General features: G+C 68.7%; 21 protein-coding genes. 14 read left to right on the plus strand and 7 right to left on the minus strand.

Annotation, left to right across the window (positions count from 1 at the left end; all coding sequences use genetic code 11):
* The 8 genes from PGN12_16795 (at position 1) to PGN12_16830 (ending at position 5,660) form a co-directional block, all read left to right on the plus strand.
* Positions 1-693 (plus strand): glutathione S-transferase, encoded by a 693-nt coding sequence (locus PGN12_16795; protein MEH3105545.1) that lies wholly within the window; start codon positions 1-3, stop codon positions 691-693.
* Positions 694-883: 190 nt separating this feature from the next.
* The gene (gene leuC, locus PGN12_16800; GenBank protein ID MEH3105546.1) at positions 884-2,314 is read left to right on the plus strand and encodes a 3-isopropylmalate dehydratase large subunit; all 1,431 of its coding nucleotides are present in this window, start codon (positions 884-886) and stop codon (positions 2,312-2,314) included.
* Between the two features lie 124 nt (positions 2,315-2,438).
* Entirely contained in the window at positions 2,439-3,068 is a 630-nt protein-coding gene (gene leuD / locus PGN12_16805; protein MEH3105547.1) for a 3-isopropylmalate dehydratase small subunit, read from the plus strand.
* On the plus strand, positions 3,031-4,032 hold the full coding sequence (locus tag PGN12_16810; GenBank protein MEH3105548.1) for an NADPH:quinone oxidoreductase family protein: 1,002 nt from the start codon (positions 3,031-3,033) through the stop codon (positions 4,030-4,032). The genes leuD and PGN12_16810 overlap by 38 nt, the downstream gene beginning before the upstream one ends.
* Positions 4,033-4,093: 61 nt before the next feature.
* Complete coding sequence (locus tag PGN12_16815) at positions 4,094-4,417, plus strand: DUF1476 domain-containing protein (GenBank protein MEH3105549.1); 324 nt, start codon at positions 4,094-4,096, stop codon at positions 4,415-4,417.
* Positions 4,418-4,422: 5 nt separating this feature from the next.
* A complete protein-coding gene (locus PGN12_16820) occupies positions 4,423-4,656 on the plus strand; it encodes a BolA/IbaG family iron-sulfur metabolism protein (GenBank protein ID MEH3105550.1) in 234 nt (77 codons plus the stop codon).
* Between the two features lie 37 nt (positions 4,657-4,693).
* Positions 4,694-5,032, plus strand: a complete 339-nt coding sequence (grxD, locus tag PGN12_16825) for a Grx4 family monothiol glutaredoxin (GenBank protein MEH3105551.1) — start codon at positions 4,694-4,696, stop codon at positions 5,030-5,032.
* Between the two features lie 34 nt (positions 5,033-5,066).
* Positions 5,067-5,660: an exopolysaccharide biosynthesis protein gene (locus tag PGN12_16830; GenBank protein ID MEH3105552.1), complete on the plus strand. Its 594-nt coding sequence runs from the start codon at positions 5,067-5,069 to the stop codon at positions 5,658-5,660.
* Between the two features lie 243 nt (positions 5,661-5,903).
* On the opposite strand, the gene PGN12_16835 is transcribed toward PGN12_16830, so the two are convergent.
* Together PGN12_16835 and thiS are read right to left on the minus strand one after the other, a co-directional pair.
* On the minus strand, positions 5,904-6,086 hold the full coding sequence (locus PGN12_16835; GenBank protein ID MEH3105553.1) for a CsbD family protein: 183 nt from the start codon (positions 6,084-6,086) through the stop codon (positions 5,904-5,906).
* An 83-nt stretch (positions 6,087-6,169) separates the two neighbouring features.
* A complete protein-coding gene (thiS, locus tag PGN12_16840) occupies positions 6,170-7,204 on the minus strand; it encodes a sulfur carrier protein ThiS (protein MEH3105554.1) in 1,035 nt (344 codons plus the stop codon).
* 74 nt (positions 7,205-7,278) lie between these two features.
* Between thiS and aroQ the strand changes: the two genes are divergently transcribed.
* The 4 genes from aroQ to PGN12_16860 all read left to right on the plus strand — a co-directional run bounded on the left by aroQ (position 7,279) and on the right by PGN12_16860 (position 10,091).
* Entirely contained in the window at positions 7,279-7,713 is a 435-nt protein-coding gene (gene aroQ, locus PGN12_16845; GenBank protein MEH3105555.1) for a type II 3-dehydroquinate dehydratase, read from the plus strand.
* A 39-nt stretch (positions 7,714-7,752) separates the two neighbouring features.
* Positions 7,753-8,238, plus strand: coding sequence for an acetyl-CoA carboxylase biotin carboxyl carrier protein (gene accB / locus PGN12_16850; protein ID MEH3105556.1), 486 nt, complete (start codon positions 7,753-7,755; stop codon positions 8,236-8,238).
* 131 nt (positions 8,239-8,369) lie between these two features.
* Positions 8,370-9,719, plus strand: a complete 1,350-nt coding sequence (accC, locus tag PGN12_16855; protein ID MEH3105557.1) for an acetyl-CoA carboxylase biotin carboxylase subunit — start codon at positions 8,370-8,372, stop codon at positions 9,717-9,719.
* 84 nt (positions 9,720-9,803) lie between these two features.
* Positions 9,804-10,091, plus strand: coding sequence for a GIY-YIG nuclease family protein (locus PGN12_16860; protein ID MEH3105558.1), 288 nt, complete (start codon positions 9,804-9,806; stop codon positions 10,089-10,091).
* Between the two features lie 69 nt (positions 10,092-10,160).
* Here PGN12_16860 and PGN12_16865 read toward each other — a convergent pair whose 3' ends face one another.
* Positions 10,161-11,174, minus strand: a complete 1,014-nt coding sequence (locus tag PGN12_16865; protein MEH3105559.1) for a beta-hexosaminidase — start codon at positions 11,172-11,174, stop codon at positions 10,161-10,163.
* A 229-nt stretch (positions 11,175-11,403) separates the two neighbouring features.
* Between PGN12_16865 and PGN12_16870 the strand changes: the two genes are divergently transcribed.
* Entirely contained in the window at positions 11,404-12,276 is an 873-nt protein-coding gene (locus PGN12_16870) for a MipA/OmpV family protein (GenBank protein MEH3105560.1), read from the plus strand.
* Here the strand turns inward: PGN12_16870 and PGN12_16875 are convergent.
* Entirely contained in the window at positions 12,266-13,000 is a 735-nt protein-coding gene (locus PGN12_16875) for an SPOR domain-containing protein (GenBank protein MEH3105561.1), read from the minus strand. The genes PGN12_16870 and PGN12_16875 overlap by 11 nt on opposite strands.
* A complete protein-coding gene (gene argS, locus PGN12_16880; protein ID MEH3105562.1) occupies positions 13,000-14,727 on the minus strand; it encodes an arginine--tRNA ligase in 1,728 nt (575 codons plus the stop codon). Before argS ends, PGN12_16875 begins: the two co-directional genes overlap by 1 nt.
* A gap of 155 nt (positions 14,728-14,882) precedes the next feature.
* Here argS and PGN12_16885 point away from each other — a divergent pair, with 155 nt between their 5' ends.
* Complete coding sequence (locus PGN12_16885) at positions 14,883-15,170, plus strand: hypothetical protein (GenBank protein MEH3105563.1); 288 nt, start codon at positions 14,883-14,885, stop codon at positions 15,168-15,170.
* Between the two features lie 186 nt (positions 15,171-15,356).
* On the opposite strand, the gene PGN12_16890 is transcribed toward PGN12_16885, so the two are convergent.
* Both PGN12_16890 and PGN12_16895 read right to left on the minus strand, forming a co-directional pair.
* Positions 15,357-16,520, minus strand: a complete 1,164-nt coding sequence (locus tag PGN12_16890) for a deoxyguanosinetriphosphate triphosphohydrolase (protein ID MEH3105564.1) — start codon at positions 16,518-16,520, stop codon at positions 15,357-15,359.
* Between the two features lies 1 nt (position 16,521).
* Positions 16,522-18,477: an SPOR domain-containing protein gene (locus PGN12_16895; GenBank protein MEH3105565.1), complete on the minus strand. Its 1,956-nt coding sequence runs from the start codon at positions 18,475-18,477 to the stop codon at positions 16,522-16,524.
* Between the last annotated feature and the right edge of the window lie 42 nt (positions 18,478-18,519).

Here is an 18,519-nt window from a genome sequence, read left to right on the forward strand (position 1 = left end):
ATGGCCTATACGCTGATCACCGCAAATCGGAATTATTCGAGCTGGTCGCTGCGGCCGTGGGTGTTGATGACCTCCCTCGGCATCGCCTTCGAGGATCGCATCGAACCGTTCGCGGCGATGGACAATTACGATGCGTTCCGCGCCTTCTCGCCGACCGGGCAGGTGCCGGTGCTGATCGACGGCGAGCGGACAGTGTGGGATTCGCTCGGGATCGCGCTCTATCTCGGCGAGCGGCATGACGGCGTATGGCCGACCGGCGCGGCGGCGCGTGCGTGGGCGATGTGCGCCGCGACCGAGATGCACGGCGGGTTCGGCGCGTTGCGGCGCGAACGGGCGATGACGGTCGGGCAGCGCGTGACGCCGCACGCCACCTCGCCGCGACTCGCGCGCGAGGTCGCGCGGCTGGCGGAGTTGTGGGAAGAAGGGCTGACGCGGTTCGGCGGCCCGTTTCTGGCGGGCGAGCGCTTCGGTGCGGTCGATGCGTTCTTCGCGCCGGTGGTGTTCCGGGTGCGGACCTATGGCATCGACGTCGGTGCGGCGGGCGCGGAATGGGTCAAGCGGATGCTGAAGCAACCGGCGATGCGCGCGTGGGAAGATGCTGCGTTGGCGGAGACGTTCCGCGAGGCGTCGCATGAGGCGGAAGTGGCGGCGGTCGGCGTAGTGACCGAGGATCGTCGGGCGTCTTCAACGTAAAAGATTACGAAGCCGGCTCTCTCTTTCGTCATTGCGAGCGGAGCGAAGCAATCCGGGGCGTCCTGGTTCAACCCTGGATTGCTTCGCTACGCTCGCAATGACGGCGGAGGGCGACGCCCCCCGTCGTCCACGCCATTTTGTTACGCGCGAACTTGGATGCGCGATGCTTTTCGGTTAACAGCCGCGGATCATGTCCTCCGCTCCCCGCACATTGTACGAGAAGGTCTGGGACGCTCACGTGGTCGAGCGTCGCGACGATGGTTCCTGCCTGATCTATATCGACCGGCACCTCGTCCATGAGGTGACCAGCCCGCAGGCGTTTGAGGGGCTCCGCGCCGCCGGACGCCGGGTGCGGCGCCCCGACCTGACGCTCGCGGTGCCCGATCACAACCTGCCGACCACCGCGCGCGTCGATGCGAACGGGCACGAGTTGCCGATCGCCGATCGCGAGAGTGCCGAGCAACTGGGCGCACTGCGCCACAACGTCGCCGCGTTCGGCGTGCCCTATATCGATGCGCTGTCGGCCAAGCAGGGCATCGTCCATGTCGTCGGACCGGAACAGGGCTTCACCTTGCCCGGCACGACGATGGTGTGCGGCGATAGCCATACCTCGGCGCATGGCGCGCTGGGCGCGCTCGCGTTCGGGATCGGCACCAGCGAGGTCGAGCATGTGCTCGCGACGCAGACGCTGATCCTGTCGCCGTCGAAGACGATGGAAGTGCGCGTCGACGGCACGCTCGGCTTCGGGGTCAGCGCCAAGGACGTCGTGCTGGCGATCATCGGCAAGATCGGCGCGGCCGGCGGCACTGGCCATGTCATCGAATTCACCGGCGAGGTGATCCGCAACCTGTCAGTCGAGGGGCGGCTGACGATCGCCAATATGTCGATCGAGGGCGGTGCGCGCGCCGGGATGATCGCGCCCGACGAGACGACCTTCGCCTATCTGAAGGGTCGTCCACTCGCGCCGCAGGGCGCGGATTGGGACAAGGCGGTCGCGTGGTGGCGGACGCTGCCGAGCGATGCAGGCGCGCGCTACGACAAGAGCGTGGTGCTCAACGCCGCCGACATCGCGCCTTCGCTGACGTGGGGCACCAGCCCCGAGGATGTCGTGCCGATCACCGGCTTCGTCCCCGCGCCCGACAGCTTCGCCGACCCGTCGAAGCGCGAGGCGGCGCAGAAGTCGCTCGATTACATGGGGCTGACCCCAGGCATGCGGATGCAGGACGTGCCGGTCCAGCATGTCTTCATCGGCAGCTGCACCAACAGCCGCATCGAGGACCTGCGCGCCGCCGCCGGGGTGGCGAGCGGCCGGCACGTCGCCGACGGCGTGCACGCGATGGTCGTGCCCGGCTCGGGACTGGTCAAGCGGCAGGCGGAGGCCGAGGGGCTCGATCGCATCTTCACCGAGGCCGGGTTCGAGTGGCGCGAGCCGGGCTGCTCGATGTGTCTGGCGATGAACCCCGACAAGGTCCCGCCGGGTGAGCGCTGCGCCTCGACCAGCAATAGAAATTTCGTGGGACGTCAAGGACCTGGCGCCCGCACCCATTTGTTGTCGCCGGCAATGGCGGCGGCGGCCGCGGTCACCGGACGGCTCGCCGACGTGCGCGAACTGATGGGTTGAGGATAAGGGGACGCGACATGAAGAAGGTTTTCATTTTCCTGATCGCCGGCTCGGTGCTGAGCGGTGTCGCCGCTTATGCCGCGATCGCGCGCCCGGCGATCCCGGCCAGCCGACCGGCGCGCTGATGGAGCCGGTCACGCGCGTTGCGGGCACCGCTTATCCCTGGGGTGCCAAGAATATCGACACCGACGTCATCATCCCGGCGCATTGGCTGAAGACGATCAAGCGCTCGGGGCTGGGCAAGGGCGCGTTCGAGACGGTGCGCGCACAGCCGGGCAACATCTTCGACGATCCGCGCTACGCCGGCGCGCCGATCCTGATCGCGGGCGACAATTTCGGCTGCGGGTCGAGCCGCGAACATGCCGCCTGGGCGCTGGGCGACATGGGGATCAAGGCGGTGATCGCGCCGAGCTTCTCCGACATCTTCTCGGGCAATGCGTTCAAGAACGGCATCGTCCCGGTCGTGCTGCCGCAGGAGGCGGTCGACCGGCTGATCGAGGTGGCGAAAAGCGATCCGGTCATCGTCGATCTGGAGATGATGACCGTCACCACCCCCTATCAGGACCGCTTCCCCTTCGAACTGGACGCCTTTCGCCGTCGCTGCCTGATGGAAGGGCTGGACGAGGTCGGGCTGACACTGGCAAAGGATACCGCGATTTCGAAATTCGAGGAGCGGCTCGACGACGAGCGGCCCTGGATCAAGGGAGAGCGGGTGGATGCGGGCTTTGCTGTCGAGGGCGCCGGGCGGACCTGAAACTCTGGAAGTCGGGGAGCTGCCCGATCCGAGCCCCGGTGCGGGCGAGGTGGTGGTCGCGATCAAGGCCTGTTCGATCAACTATCCCGACGTGCTGGTGATCGAGGATCGCTACCAGTTCCAGCCGCCCCGCCCCTTCGCGCCCGGCGGTGACATCGCCGGCATCGTCGCCGAAATCGGCGCGGGTGTGACGCAGTGGCGCGTCGGCGACCGCGTGATGGGTACGGTGCTGATGGGCGGGCTCGCCGAACGACGCGCCGTCTCCGCCGATGCACTCTATCCGTTGCCTGACGGGCGCGGATTCGAGGAGGGCGCGGCGGTGCTGCTCACCTATGCCACCAGCATCCATGCGCTGGTCGATCGCGGGCGCGTGAAGGCGGGCGACCGCGTGCTGGTGCTCGGCGCGGCGGGGGGAGTCGGGCTGGCGGCGGTCGAGCTGGCGAAAGCATTTGGCGCGCAGGTGGTCGGCGCGGTGTCGAGCGAGGACAAGGCACAGGCGGTGCGCGCTGCCGGAGCCGACGAGGTGATCGTCTATCCGCACGCGCCGTTCGACAAGCCGGCGTCGAAGGCGTTGGCGGACCAGTTCAAGCAGGCCGGTGGCGCGCATGGCTTTCAGGTGATCTACGACGCGGTCGGCGGCGACTATGCCGAGCCGGCGCTGCGCGCGATCGGCTGGGAGGGACGCTATCTGGTGGTCGGCTTCCCGGCCGGGATCCCGAAGCTGCCGCTCAACCTGACGTTGCTGAAAAGCTGCGACGTGTGCGGGGTGTTCTGGGGCGCCTTCGCCGGACGCGAGCCGGCGGCCAATCGCGCGCACATCCTGCACCTGCTCGAGCTGTGGGAGGCGGGGCGGATCGCGCCGCGGGTCACCGAGGTGTTCCCGCTCGATCGGGGCGGCGCGGCGGTCGCCCGGCTTGGCCAGCGCAGCGCGATCGGCAAAATGGTGGTGCGCGTCGCCGATTGAGCGACATTGAATGTCGTCGGGGCGCGCACTATCCATCGATCATAGACCGATGGGAGCCAGCATGACCCTTTTCGACGATCGTGAGCGCGCGTTCGAAGCCAAGTTCGCCCGCGACGAGGAGGTGGCGTTCCGGATCACGGCGCGCCGCAACCGGCTGGTCGGGCAGTGGGCGGCGCAACTCATGCAGCTCACCCCCGCCGAAACCGACGCTTACGCCAAGGCGGTGGTACAGGCCGATTTCGAGGAGGCCGGCGACGAGGACGTGGTCCGCAAGGTCTATGGCGACCTGACCGCGGCCAACATCGACATCGACGAGGCGGCGGTGCGCCAGGCGCTGGCGGACCAGACCGTCGAGGCGCGTCGCCAGCTGATGCAGCCGGAGTAACCCCGATGCCGATGGAAGGAAGCGACATCGCCGCGCTCATCAAGGCCGGCATCCCCGATGCCGATGTCGAGATGACCGATCTGGCCGGCGACGGCGATCACTGGTCGGCGCGCGTCGTGTCGGCATCGTTCGCCGGAATGCCGCGCGTCAAACAGCATCAGGCGGTCTATGCCGCACTGGGCGGGCGGATGGGCGGCGTGCTCCACGCCTTGCAGTTGACCACCGCCGTTCCGAAGTAAGCGCGAGACGCACGACCGCATTCGCAAGGAAGACGATATGACCGACGATACCAACGCCCGCATCGACGCGCTGGTCAAGAACAACCCGGTGGTGCTGTTCATGAAGGGCTCGCCGCTGTTCCCGCAATGCGGGTTCTCGAGCCGCGCGATCGCGATCCTAGAGCGGCTGGGCGTGCAGTTCGAGAGCGTCGACGTGCTGCAGGATCAGGCGATCCGGCAGGGGATCAAGGGCTATTCGGACTGGCCGACGATCCCGCAACTCTATGTCGGCGGCGAGTTCGTCGGCGGATCGGACATCATGATGGAGATGTACGAGGCCGGCGAGCTGGCCGAACTGTTCCAGAAGGCGGGTGCGGCAGCGGCGCCGCAGGCGTAAGGAAACCTGCGCCGCGCCGGTCGGTTGATCGGCGATGGTGGATGAACCTCACAGCGTCGGCGACATCCTCGATGCGATCGACGATCTCGCCGGCAAGCAGGACGAGATCGCAGTCGGCGACGTCGTCGAGGCGCTGGGCGCGCGCGGCTTCGGGCCGTTCCTGATCGTCATGCCGCTCATCGACATTTCGCCGATCGGCAGCATTCCCGGCCTGCCGACCGCGATGGCGGCGGTCATCATGCTGATCGCGGTGCAGATGGCGCTGGGGCGCAAGCACCTGTGGCTGCCCGGCTTCGTGCGGCGGCGCGCCGTGTCCTCGGACAAGGTGCGCAAGGCGGTGGACAAGACGCGCGGGGTCGCGCGGTTCATGGATCGCTGGTTCCACGGGCGCTTGCCGGCGCTAACGCGCGGGCCGTTCGTGCGCGCGGCGGCGATCGGCGTAATCGCGCTCGCCTGCGCGGTGCCGCCGCTGGAACTGCTGCCGCTCGCCACCACCGCGCCGATGCTGGCGATCGCGGCGTTCGGGCTGGCGATCACCGCGCGCGACGGGTTGCTGATGATCGTCGCGACGGTGCTGGCGATGGCCGCGGTCGGGATCGGTGTGGGGTTGTGGAGCGGGCGGGGTTAGCGCGCATCGTCATTGCGAGCGGAGCGAAGCAATCCAGGGCGTCCTGGTCCGGCTCTGGATTGCTTCGCTCCGCTCGCAATGACGTGATACTGGTATCGTCGCCCCGGACTTGATCCGGGGCCCCGCTTGCCTTTGGCTCGGCAAGAAGAAGCGGGATCCCGGATCAGGTCCGGGATGACGATAAGAAAAGGCCGCCCCGTTGTTCACGGTGCGGCCTCCCGTTCATCTCACGCGCAGGGCCGATCAGATGTCGTCGCCGAGCGCGCCCTTGACCTTGCCCTTGAACTGCTCGCCCTTGCCTTCGGCCTGCTGTGCCTTGCCTTCGGCGGCGAGGTTCGGATCGCGGTTGTGGTCGCCGACGGCTTCCTTCACCTTGCCGATCGCTTCGTTGACATTGCCCTTGATCTTGTCGGTCAGCTCGCCCATCGTCGATCTCCTTACTCGAAACCCTGTGACGACAGAACGGTGTTGCAACGCCGCAGTTCCGTAACGGCAGGACAAACCTTGTTTCAGATCAATCCCGACAGCGGACTCGACGGGTCGGCATAGCGGCGCTTGCCCATGCGACCGGCACGGTAACCCAGCCGTCCAGCCTCGACCGCGGCCTTCATCGCCGCCGCCATCAGCACCGGATCCTTGGCCTCGGCGATCGCGGTGTTCATCAGGATGCCGTCGCAGCCCAGCTCCATCGCCACCGCCGCGTCGCTCGCCTGCCCGACCCCGGCATCGACCAGCACCGGCACGCCTGCACCTTCGACGATCAGCCGGATCGTCACCTGATTCTGGATGCCGAGCCCCGAGCCGATCGGCGCACCGAGCGGCATGATCGCCACCGCGCCCGCCTCTTCGAGCTGCTTCGCGGCGATCGGATCGTCGACGCAATAGACCATCGGCTTGAAGCCCTCGCGGACCAATACCTCGGTCGCCTTCAGCGTCTCGCGCATGTTCGGATAGAGCGTGCGCGCCTCGCCCAGCACCTCCAGCTTCACCAGATCCCAGCCGCCCGCCTCGCGCGCCAGCCGCAGCGTGCGGATCGCGTCCTCGGCCGAGAAGCATCCGGCAGTGTTGGGCAGATAGGTGACCTTCTTCGGGTCGATATAGTCGGTCAGCATCGGCGCGTTCCGATCGCTGACGTTGACGCGGCGCACCGCAACGGTGACGATCTCGGCGCCGGAGGCCTCGACCGCGGCGGCGTTCTGCGCGAAATCCTTGTACTTGCCGGTGCCGACGATCAGCCGCGAGCGGAACGTCCGCCCGGCGACCGTCCAGCTGTCGTCGGTGATCGGCTGCACATGATCGCCGCCGCCCCCCGCGACCGGATGGTCGCCGCCGCCGACGAAGTGGACGATCTCCAGCTCGTCGCCATCCTCGACCACCACCTGCGTCAGCGTCGAGCGCGGGACGACCTCGAGGTTGCGTTCCACCGCCACCTTCTCGGGAACCAGCCCGAGCGACTCCGCCAGCTCGGCGAGGGTGATCCCGGCGGTCACGCGCTTGTGCTCGCCGTTCACGGAAATGGTGATGGTGCCGTCAGTATGTGCCATGCGCGTCATCTAGGCACGCGCGCCGCGAGGGGCAACGTTGCGCCGCACCGCGCCGGATGCGATGATGCGGCGCGATGACCGACACCGTCTATGTCCTGAACGGACCGAACCTCAACCTGCTCGGGATGCGCGAGCCCGATATTTATGGGCATGACACGCTCGACGATATCGCCGGCGCGCTGGAAGACCGGGCGCGCGAGCTGGGGCTGGCGATCGATATGCGCCAGTCCAACCACGAAGGGCATCTGGTCGACTGGCTGCACGAGGCGCAGGCGCATGACGCGCGCGCGGTGCTGCTCAACGCCGGGGCGTTCACCCATACCTCGATCGCGATCCATGACGCGATCAAGGCGATCAGGACGCCGGTGATCGAGGTGCATCTGTCGAACCCGCACACGCGCGAGGAATTTCGTCACACGTCGTTCGTCGGGCGCGCCGCGAAGGGCAGCATTGCCGGTTTCGGCGCACTGTCGTACCAGCTCGCGCTTGAAGCCGCGGCGCGCTTCTGACAGGAGCCGCGACCAAAGGTCAGGGATAATCGGGGTTCAATGGCTGACATTTCACACAATAGCGGGTCGATGCAGGTCGATGTCGATCTGGTCCGCCAGCTCGCCGAGCTGCTCGACACCACGCAGCTGACCGAGATCGAGGTCGAGGACGGCGATCGCAAGATTCGCGTCGCGCGCAAGGCGGCAGCGGTCAGTGCCGCGCCGGCGATGCATTATGCGCCGGCGCCTGCTGCGCCCGCGGCCCCGGCCGCGCCGCAGGTCGACGTCGCCGGGCCGTCGGCACCGTCGGATGCAAACGCGGTGCGCTCGCCAATGGTCGGCACCGTCTATCTCGCCGCCGAGCCGGGTGCGAAGCCCTTCTCCAGCGTCGGGCAGAGCGTCGCGGCGGGCGACACGCTGCTGATCGTCGAGGCGATGAAGGTGATGAACCCGATCACCGCGCCATCGGCGGGCGTCGTCAAGGCGATCCTGGTCGACAACGGCCAGCCGGTCGAGTTCGACCAGCCGTTGGTGGTGGTGGAGTAGGCTACGCCGCTCCCGCGCGCCTTTCTCTTCCCCGTTCGTGCTGAGCCTGTCGAAGCACGTGCCGCAAGCATCGCGCTTCGGACACGCCCTTCGACAAGCTCAGGGCGAACGGACCTCTAGGTTTGTCACCCATGCCCCAGATCAAGAAACTGCTGATCGCCAATCGTGGCGAGATCGCGCTGCGCATCCACCGCGCGTGCCACGAAATGGGCATCAAGACCGTCGCGGTCCACTCGACCGCCGACGCCGATGCGATGCACGTCCGGCTCGCGGACGAGGCGATCTGCATCGGGCCGCCCGCCGCGGCGGACAGCTATCTCAACATCCCGAACATCATCTCGGCCGCCGAGATCAGCGGCGCGGACGCGATCCATCCCGGCTATGGCTTTCTCAGCGAAAACGCGAAGTTCGCCGAGATCGTCGAGCTGCATAATCTGATCTTCGTCGGGCCGAAGCCCGAGCATATCCGCGTGATGGGCGACAAGGTCGAGGCCAAGCGCACCGCGGGCGCGCTCGGGCTGCCGCTGGTGCCGGGCTCGGACGGCGCGATCAGCGATGTTGCCGAGGCGCAGGCGCTCGCCGAGGAAATCGGCTATCCGGTCATCATCAAGGCCGCCAGCGGCGGCGGCGGACGCGGCATGAAGGTGTGCCAGTCCGCCGATCAGCTCGAAACGCTGATGCAGCAGGCGGGCAGCGAGGCGAAGGCGGCGTTCGGCGATGCGACCGTCTACATGGAAAAGTACCTCGGCAACCCGCGGCACATCGAGTTCCAGGTGTTCGGCGACGGCAACGGCAACGCCATCCACCTCGGCGAGCGCGACTGCTCGCTCCAGCGTCGCCACCAGAAGGTGGTCGAGGAAGCCCCCTCCCCGGTCATCACCGCCGACGAGCGCGAGCGGATGGGCGGGATCGTCGCCAAGGCGATGGCCGACATGGGCTATCGCGGCGCGGGGACGATCGAGTTCCTGTGGGAAGACGGCGAATTCTACTTCATCGAGATGAACACCCGGCTGCAGGTAGAGCATCCGGTGACCGAGGCGATCACCGGGCTGGATCTGGTCCGCGAGCAGATCCGCGTCGCCGAGGGGCATCCGCTGACGCTGCGTCAGGAAGACGTGGTGTTCCGCGGCCATGCGATCGAGTGCCGGATCAACGCCGAGGACCCGCGCACCTTCGCGCCGTCGCCGGGGCTGGTGAAGCAATATCACGCGCCGGGCGGGATGCACGTCCGCGTCGATTCGGGGCTGTACGCCGGCTACAAGGTGCCGCCCTATTACGACAGCATGATCGCCAAGCTGATCGTCTACGGCACCACCCGCGAAGGCGCGCTACGCCGCCTGCGCCGCGCGCTCGAGGAGTTCGTGATCGAGGGGATGAAGACCACCATCCCGCTGCATCAGGCGCTGCTGGATGATCCCGAGTTCCGCGAGGGGGCGTACACGATCAAATGGCTGGAGGAGTGGCTCGCCAAACAGGGGTGAGATAAGCTCACTCTTCCGGCCATTCTCACCAATCTGCGTCGCCCCGGGCTTGACCCGGGGCCCCGCTTCTTCTCCCCTTCGCGCATGGCTGGCGGCTGGGTCTACATCATGGCCGATCGCTATCGCGGGACGATGTATGTCGGCGTGACGGCTGATCTGGTCGCGCGGGTCGCGCAGCATCGCGCCGGCAAGGGATCGGAGTTCTGCGCTCATTACGGTTTGAACCGGCTCGTCTGGACCGAGTTCAGCGAGCAGATTGCCGCCTGCATTGCGCATGAGAAGCGCCTAAAACGCTGGCGACGCGAGTGGAAGTTCGCGTTGATCGAGCGTCACAATCCCGACTGGCTCGATTTGTTGGAGCGGTTCGCGTGAAGAAGCGGGGCCCCGGATCAAGTCCGGGGCGACGAAACGGTTAGGTCCGAAGCGACGGCTTGAGTGAGTTCAGGCGTGCCCCTCCACCAGCCCCAGCAACCGATCGCGCTTGTCGAGCAGCGCCGCCATGTCGCCCGTCGGCGCCACGCGCCCCGCCATCGCGCGGTCGAGCCGCGTCCGCGCCGCGGGGGTGATATCCCCCAGCCGCGCGGCGATCTCTTCCATTTCCGCCATCCGTGCCCAGCAATCGAGCACCACGTCGCACCCCGCCGCGATTGCGCCGGCGGCCTTGTCGCCCGCCGAGCCCGACAGCGCCTTCATGTCGATGTCGTCGGTCATCAACAGCCCGTCGAAGCCGATCCGCCCGCGGATCACCTCCTCGATCACCACCGGTGACAAGGTCGCGGGGCGCTCGGCATCCCAGGCCTGATAGACGATATGGCTGGTCATCCCCATCGGAGCGTGCGCCAGCGTACGGAACGGCGCGAGGTCGTCTTCCAGCTCGGCCGCCGAGGCGGTGACGGTCGGCAAGTGGTAATGCGTATCGACCAGCGCGCGGCCGTGTCCCGGCATGTGCTTGACCACGCCGACCACGCCACCCGCTGCCAGCCCCTCCAGCGTCGCACGACCCATCGCGGCGACCCGCATCGGCTCGTGCCCGAACGCGCGACAGGTGATCGCCTCGGTCGTCTCGGGGCGCGCCACGTCGAGGATCGGGTGGCAGTCGACGGTGATCCCGACCTCCGACAGCATCAGCCCCAGCGCGTGGCCGTTGGCGCGCGCCGCCTCGATCCCCGACATCGGCGCCAGCTCGTAGAGCCGGTCGAAGTCCGGTCCGGCGGGGAACGCCGGCCATTCCGGCGGCCCGAGCCGCGCGACGCGTCCACCCTCCTGATCGACGAGGATCGCGACATCGTCGCGGCCCTCCAGCTCGCGCAGCGAATCGGTCAGCGCCCGCAGCTGCGCGCGCGTCTCGACATTGCGGCGGAACAGGATGTAGCCGGCGGGGCGCACCGCATGGAAGAAGGCGCGTTCCGCCGCGGTGAGGACGGGGCCGGACAGGCCGAAGATCACAGGCTTCATGCGCGCGCTTCTAGGGCGGAATGCGGGGTGGAGGAAATGACTTTGGAAGTCTGCGCGTCCGGCTTAGCTATGGGCGCTAATGTCGGGCCGTCGACCCACACCTGCCGTGCGTGCTGAGCTTGTCGAAGGGCGGATGAACGGGCACGTGCTTCGACAAGCTCAGCACGAACGGTCAGGGTGATGCCGGCGGGTCGGGAAGCGCTTTGGGTGACGATTGCGGGAGAAGACGATGCGCGTTTCGGGTTGCCTGGCTTGCCTCATCGTCGCGGCCCTGCCCCACGTCGCACGGGCGCAGGACGCGCCGCCGCCGGCCGATCCGGGCGCGCTGCAATCGACCACGCCCGACGACCTTCCCCCGCCGCGGGTCCCAATGCGCGTGCAGGTCGCCGTTGGGCCACAATGGCAGCCGTGGTTTCCCGGCGATGACCAGCGGCGGCTGAGCCCGTGGTTCAGCCTCTCGCGCACGCGCGGCGACACGCCGTTCGCGTTCGGCGCGCCGGATGACGGCACCAACCTGACGCTGATCCGCCGCGGGCGGACCGAATATGCGATCGCACTGCGCCGTGAAGGGCGGCGGCGCGGCAACGATCTCGTCCCCGGCCTGCCGGGTATCGGGCGGACGCTGGAACTGGGTGGCTCGATCGAGACATGGACCGGCGATCAGGTCCGCTGGCGCGGCGACGTGCGCAAGGGCGTCAACGGGCACAACGGCTGGATCAGCCAGCTCGGGATGGACTATGTCCGCCGCGATGGCGACGACTGGCTGGTGTCGCTGGGCCCGCGCGTCCTGATCGGCGACGGACGCTATCAACGCGCCTGGTTCGGCGTCGACGATCGCGCCGCCGCCGCGACCGGGCTGGCGCGTTACACGCCCAAGGCCGGGCTGCGTTCGCTGGCGTTGACCGGCAGCGCGTCGAAGGAAATCACGCGCCATTGGGGCGTCGAGACAAACGTGACCTACGAACGGCTGGTCGGTGGCGCCGCCGATTCGCCGATCATCCGCCGCGTCGATTCGGCGACGCAGCTACAGGTCGCGATCGGCGTGCATTACACCTTTTCGGTGCGGCTCCCCGATCGCGGCATCTTCCGCCTCATCCGGTGACGAAACAGCCCTCGCCGGCCAGCTTCAGCCGTGCGCAGAGATCGCTGGCGGCGGCGGCGTTGCCGGCGTTGACGCGCAGGCGATAGACGGTGCGACCCTTCACGACCGCCGGCTGGACGATCTTCTCGAGCGTCGCGACATAGCCGAAGCGGCGCGCGATCTGGCTCCATGCGGTGTTCGCGACCGCCTGGCTGGGAAAAGCGCCGAGCTGGACCATCGCCCCACCCGACGACGCGCCCGACACCTGCGTCGCGGGTGCGCTGACCGGGCGTTGCGCGCGCAGCGGCGCGGCCGCCTGCGGCACCGACACGCTGGCGGTCGACGCGCCGCTGGCGGTCGCCCCGGGGCCGGGCACGGGCGACGTGGCGCGGGCGACCGGCGCCTCGGGCACCTGCGCGAGATCGATCGCGGCATCGGTGTGGCTGCCGGCACTGGCGGCGATCGCCGAGTCGCCCTCGCCGATCACCTTCATCCCGCCGGGCTCGTCGGGGCGAATCTTATAGTCGCCGGCCGGGGCGGCGATCAGCCGCCCGTCGCCGCCGCTGCCCGAAAACTGCCAGCGATACAGGCCGAACAGGATCGCGGCGAGCACCAGCAACCCCACCGCGACCAGCGCGACGATCCGCCCGACCGGCACCGCATAGGGATCGTCGGCCTCGACGGTGTCGAGCCACGGCAGGCGATCCGCGTCGCTCATCCGGCCGATCGGCTCCCCCTCCCGCATCAGTGCATCTCCGCCACCGCCTCTACCCCCATGATGGCGAGGCCGTTTCGGATGATCTGGCCGATCGCGGCGGCGAGCGCCAGACGTGCCGCGGTGACCGCGTGATCGTCGGGTACCAGGAAGCGGCGGTCGGGGCGGTCGTTGCCGGCATTCCATAGCGAGTGGAATTCGGCCGCCAGATCATAGAGGTAGAAGGCGATGCGATGCGGCTCGCGCGCTGCCGCAGCGGTTTCCACGACGCGCGGGAACTGGCTGGCGAGCCGCACCAGCGCCAATTCCTCCGTATCAAGCCGGGACAGGTCGGCATTCTCGGCCGAAATACCTGCCTCCGCGGCGCGGCGGTGCAGCGAATGGACGCGCGCGTGCGCATATTGGACGTAGAAAACCGGGTTTTCCTTCGATGCCTCGACCACCTTGGCGAAGTCGAAGTCCATCTGCGCATCCGGCCGGCGCGTCAGCATCGTGAAGCGGACGACGTCCTTGCCGACCTCGCGCACCATGTCCGCCAGCGTCACGAAATTGCCCGCCCGCTTCGACATCTTGACCGGCTCGCCGCCGCGCAGCAGCCGCACCATCTGCACCAGCCGCACGTCGAAGCGCGTCTTGCCCCCGGTCAGCGCGGCGACCGCCGCCTGGATGCGCTTGACGGTGCCGGCGTGGTCGGCGCCCCAGATATCGATCAGCTGATCGGCGCTTTCGGCCTTCTGGAAATGATACGCCATGTCGGCGCCGAAATAGGTCCAGCTGCCGTTCGACTTGCGGATCGGGCGATCCTGATCGTCGCCGAACTGCGTCGAGCGGAACAGCGGCAGCTCGACCGGCTCCCAATCCTCGGGCGTCTCGCCTTTAGGCGCTTCGAGCACGCCGTCATAAATCAGGTCGCGCGCGCGCAGCACCGCCTCGGCAGCCTCGGGCTTCTTCGCCGCCTGCAACTCCGCCTCCGACGAGAAGACGTCGTGGTGGATGCCGAGCAGCGCGAGATCATCCTTGATGAGCACCAGCATCGCCGCGACCGCGCGGATGCGGAACAGCGCCAGCCACTCGCTCTCGGGCGCGGCGGCATAAAGGTCGCCGAACTCCTGCGCGAGCGCCTGCCCGACCGGCACGAGATAATCGCCCGGATACAGCCCCTCGGGGATCGCACCGACATCCTCGCCGAGCGCCTCGCGATACCGCAGGTGCGCCGAGCGTGCGAGCACGTCGACCTGTCCGCCGGCGTCGTTGACGTAATATTCGCGGACCACCTTGTGTCCGGCGAACTCGAGCAGGCTGGCGAGCGCATCGCCGACCACCGCGCCGCGGCAATGCCCCATGTGCATCGGCCCGGTCGGATTGGCGGAGACATATTCGATGTTCACCGACACGCCCTGCCCGCGCGTCGAGCGACCATAATCGCCACCCTCGCCGACGATCGTCGCAATCTCCTTGCGCCACACATCGTCGTGCAGCCGGAGGTTGATGAACCCCGGCCCTGCGACGGACACGTCGGCGACCTCCGGCAGCGCGCGCAATTCGCCCGCGAGCGCCTCTGCCAGCGCGCGCGGGTTGGTGCCGGCGGGCTTGGCGAGCACCATCGCGGCGTTCGTCGCCAGATCGCCGTGGGTCGCGTCACGCGGCGGCTCGACCGTGACGTTGCGGCGATCGAGGTCGGCCGGGAGTGTGCCGGCGGCGGTCAGCGCGTCGAGCGCGGTGTCGACATGGGCGGTGAAGCGGGTGAAAAGCGTCATGCCGCGCCGCTTAGCTCAAGGGCGAGGCGGACGCAAAATGCCGCTGCACCGGCTTGGTTGCAGCAATCGCAACGACGAATGCGCGACCGGCAATTGCGCTGTTGCAGTGCAGCAGGGATGCTGCAGCGCATCATCTCCAGACAAGGAAACGTCGCATGCGCTCCTCGCTCTCCCTCGCCCTGATCGCCGCTGCGCTGCTCCCCGCCGTTGCGGCCGCCGCACCGGTCGAGCGCAGCTTCACGCGCGATGGGCACACCTATGTCTATTCGCTGACCGCGAACCAGGACGGCACCACGCTGATCCAGGGCCATGAGGTCGGCAGCAGCAACGGTCGCTTCCGCCTGACCGTCAACGGCACGCGGGTGTCGGGGCAGGCCAACGGCCGCGACGTGTCGTTCCGCGCGGCACACCCGCTCGCGCCGGTGTCGGTCGCGACGAACTGATCTGGCGCCTCGTCAGCCTGGGTGTGACCCGGGAGGCGGATCGCTGAAATAGCCCGTCATCCCGGGCTTGACCCGGGATCCCGCTTCTACCGGCGACGGTCAGAAAGGAAGCGGGGTCCCGGATCAAGTCCGGGACGACGAAGAAAGTCCGTCACTGCGAGCCTAGCGAAGCAATGACGTTTCCGATCAGAAGCCTTCGGGCAGGTCGATCGCCCCGACCGTCTCGTGATAGCGCGACACCGCGTACCGATCGGTCATCCCGGCGATGAAGTCGGCTATGTGCCGGCTGATCCCCGGCTCGCTGTCCGGCAATCGCTCGCGCCATTCCTCCGGCAACAACCGCGGGTCGTCGCGATAGGCGGCGAACAGCCCCGACACGACGCGATGCGCCGCGCCCGCCGCCGCCAGCTGTCGTGGGTGGTGGTAGAGATTGGCGTACATGAAGCGCTTGAGCTCGCGCTCGGCGGTTGCCATCGACGGCGAGAAGCCGATCAGCGCGCGACCGGCGGCGCGCACGTCCTCGACGCTCGCGACGCCAGCATCCGCGATCCGCGCGCGCGATTCGGCGATCAGGTCGTTGACCATCGCGCCGATCTGGCTGCGGACCAGCTCGCCCGCCAGCCGTTCGCGCGGCAAGTCGGGGAAGCGCGCGGTGACGCGTCGCCAGCCGTCCGCGATCAGCGGCACCGCCTCGATCTGGTCGAGCGTCAGCAGCCCGGCGCGCAAGCCATCATCGATATCGTGATTGTCATAGGCGATGTCGTCGGCCAGCGCCGCGACCTGCGCCTCCAGCGAGGCATGGCTGGTCAGCTCCAGCGCCCCCTCGGCATCCGCTTCCGCCAGCGCCCAGGCCGGCACCGCGATCGGGCCGTTGTGCTTGGCGAGCCCCTCCAGCGTCTCCCACGTCAGGTTGAGCCCCGGCCAGCGCGGATAGGGGCGCTCGATCCGCATCAGCGTGCGCAGCGTATGGCCGTTGTGGTCGAACCCGCCCGCCGCGCCCATCGCCTGCCGCAGCGCGTCCTCGCCGGCATGGCCGAACGGCGGGTGGCCGATGTCATGCGCGAGACACAGCGCCTCGGTGAGATCCTCGTTGAGCCCCAGCACGCGCGCGATCGTCCGCCCGATCTGCGCGACCTCGAGGCTGTGAGTCAGGCGGACACGGAAATGATCGCCGTCGGGCGCGAGGAACACCTGCGTCTTGTGGCGCAGGCGGCGGAAGCTGATCGAGTGGATGATCCGGTCGCGGTCGCGCTGGAACGCGTCGCGTGGGCCGCGATCGGCGCTTTCCTCGCGGTGCAGCCGCCCGCGGCTGCGCGCCGGATCCGCCGCCCACGGCGCGAGCGCGGCCATGTTACTTGCCGCCCAGCTTCGTCATCTTCTGCCCGGCCTCGCTGGTGAAGGTGAAAGCAGACAACCCCTGCTTCTTCAGCGTGTTGACCATCGCACGAGCCTCGGCCTCGGTCTTGTACGGCCCGGTGACCAGCCGGTTGGTGGCGCGGTTCGACACCGTATAGGCGCGCTTGCCGGCAAGCGCATCGGCCTTGCCCTGCACGTTCTTCCACGCCTTGGGCAGATCACCTTCGTTGGCGCCGCTGGCGACCTGTACCCAGATCCGCTCGGGCTCGGCGCGTGCGGCCTTCTTTTCGGCGGCTTCCTTGGCGGCGGCCTCCTTCTTCGCCTTTTCCGCGGCGAGTTCCTTCGCGCGCGCCTTGCGATCGAGCGGCCTGGCCGCCGGCTTGGCGGCAGGCTTCTCCTCCGGCTCATCGGCGGCGGCGACCGCCTTTTGCGAGAGGCGCTTGACGGCGGCGAGCTTGGTGCGCTTCTGCTCGTCGGCGGCGGCATTGCGCTCGGCGGTCCGCGCGGCTTCGTCCAGCGTCGCGGCGGACGGCGCCGGCGGGGCGACCACCGGCACGCGCTGCGCCCCCGGCATCGGCGCGACGCCGAGCTCGGCGGCCGGCACCGAGATGCCCGCGACGATCCGGGCGAGGATCGAATCCTCGCTGATCCGCGGCGGGCTGACGCGCAGCGGCGGCGCGCGGCGTGTGATCTCGCGACGCGGCGGCGTGGTCGTCGCGGCGGCGAGTTGCGGCGCCGGCGGAGGGGTAGCGGTTCGCGCAGGAACCGGCTGTGCCGACGCGACGGCGGTCGGCGCAGACGCGCGCGCCGGTGCGGGTGTGGGTGTCGCGGCGGCGACCTGAGGCGTCGGCCGAGCGGTTTCGATCACGGGTTGCGGAGCCGGACGCGACGCTTCCACCGCCGCCTGCTGCACGGGCGGCACGGGGACGGGTGCGGGTGTGGATGCGGGTGTGGCGGGGGTCGGCACCGGCGCACGCGTGTTCGCCGCCGCCAGTTGCGCCTCGGCGCGGTCGCGGCGGCGTTGCTCGCTGCGCGACAGCTTCTTCTGCGACGTCGGCAGCGGCTGAACCGTGGGTGCGATCGCGGCGACCTGCGTGCGCGCCGGCGTCACCGCCAGCGGCGTCAGCGGCGGCACCATCCGCGCATCGGCGAGCCGCGCCGGGGTCGGCGCGACTTCGCCGAAATGGACCGCGAACGCGCGATCGACCGGCGACAGCGACGGCAGTCGCTGGAAGAATGCCGCCAGCCCGCCCGCCATGCCGCGCGGCATCATGCTGGTCGCGATCTTGTTCGCGCCCGGCACGTCACCGTTCATCGCGAGGATGAAAGCGCGCGCACGCCATGCGCCGCGATCCTGCCGGCGCAGCAACGTCTCGATTTCCGCCAGCGCCTCGTCGCGGCGCCCCGAGATGCCGAGCGACAGCGCGTAGCGGCGGCGGATCTCATCCTCCTTCGCGGCCTCGCGTCCGCCCTGCGCCAGCGCGAGGCGATAGTCCTGCTGCGCGCGTTCCTGCTCGCCGATCAGATCATAGGCGAGGCCGCGATCGTCGGCATATTGCGGCATCGGCGCGCCTTGCCGCTGCGCCTGTTCGAAATAGCGCAGCGCCTCGCCCGGCCGCTCACCGTTGACGAGGATGCGCGCGATGCCCGCCTTGACGCGGCCGTTGTTGGGATCGACCGCCTCGGCGCGCTTGTAGAGTGCGGCGGCGGCGGTCGCATCGCCGAGCGCGAACGACAGGTCGCCCGCCTCGATCAGCGCCGACAGGTCGCGCGGCGCACTGCCGAGCCGACGCACGACATCGGCGAGCCGGTCGGCGTCGGGGTTGGGAGTCGCGACGACCTCCTGCGCGGTTGCGTGCCCCGCGCCGACGATCGTACCCGCGGCAAGCGCCACCGCGAGGCACCCGGCGAGCGGAAAACGTCCCGATCGCGATCGAGCGATATGGGTCATGCGCAAAGCTCCCCGCGCCCACCCGCGACGGAGCAGGACGGA

Origin of the sequence: Sphingomonas phyllosphaerae (assembly GCA_036946405.1) — a bacterium.
Taxonomy (GTDB): domain Bacteria; phylum Pseudomonadota; class Alphaproteobacteria; order Sphingomonadales; family Sphingomonadaceae; genus Sphingomonas; species Sphingomonas phyllosphaerae_D.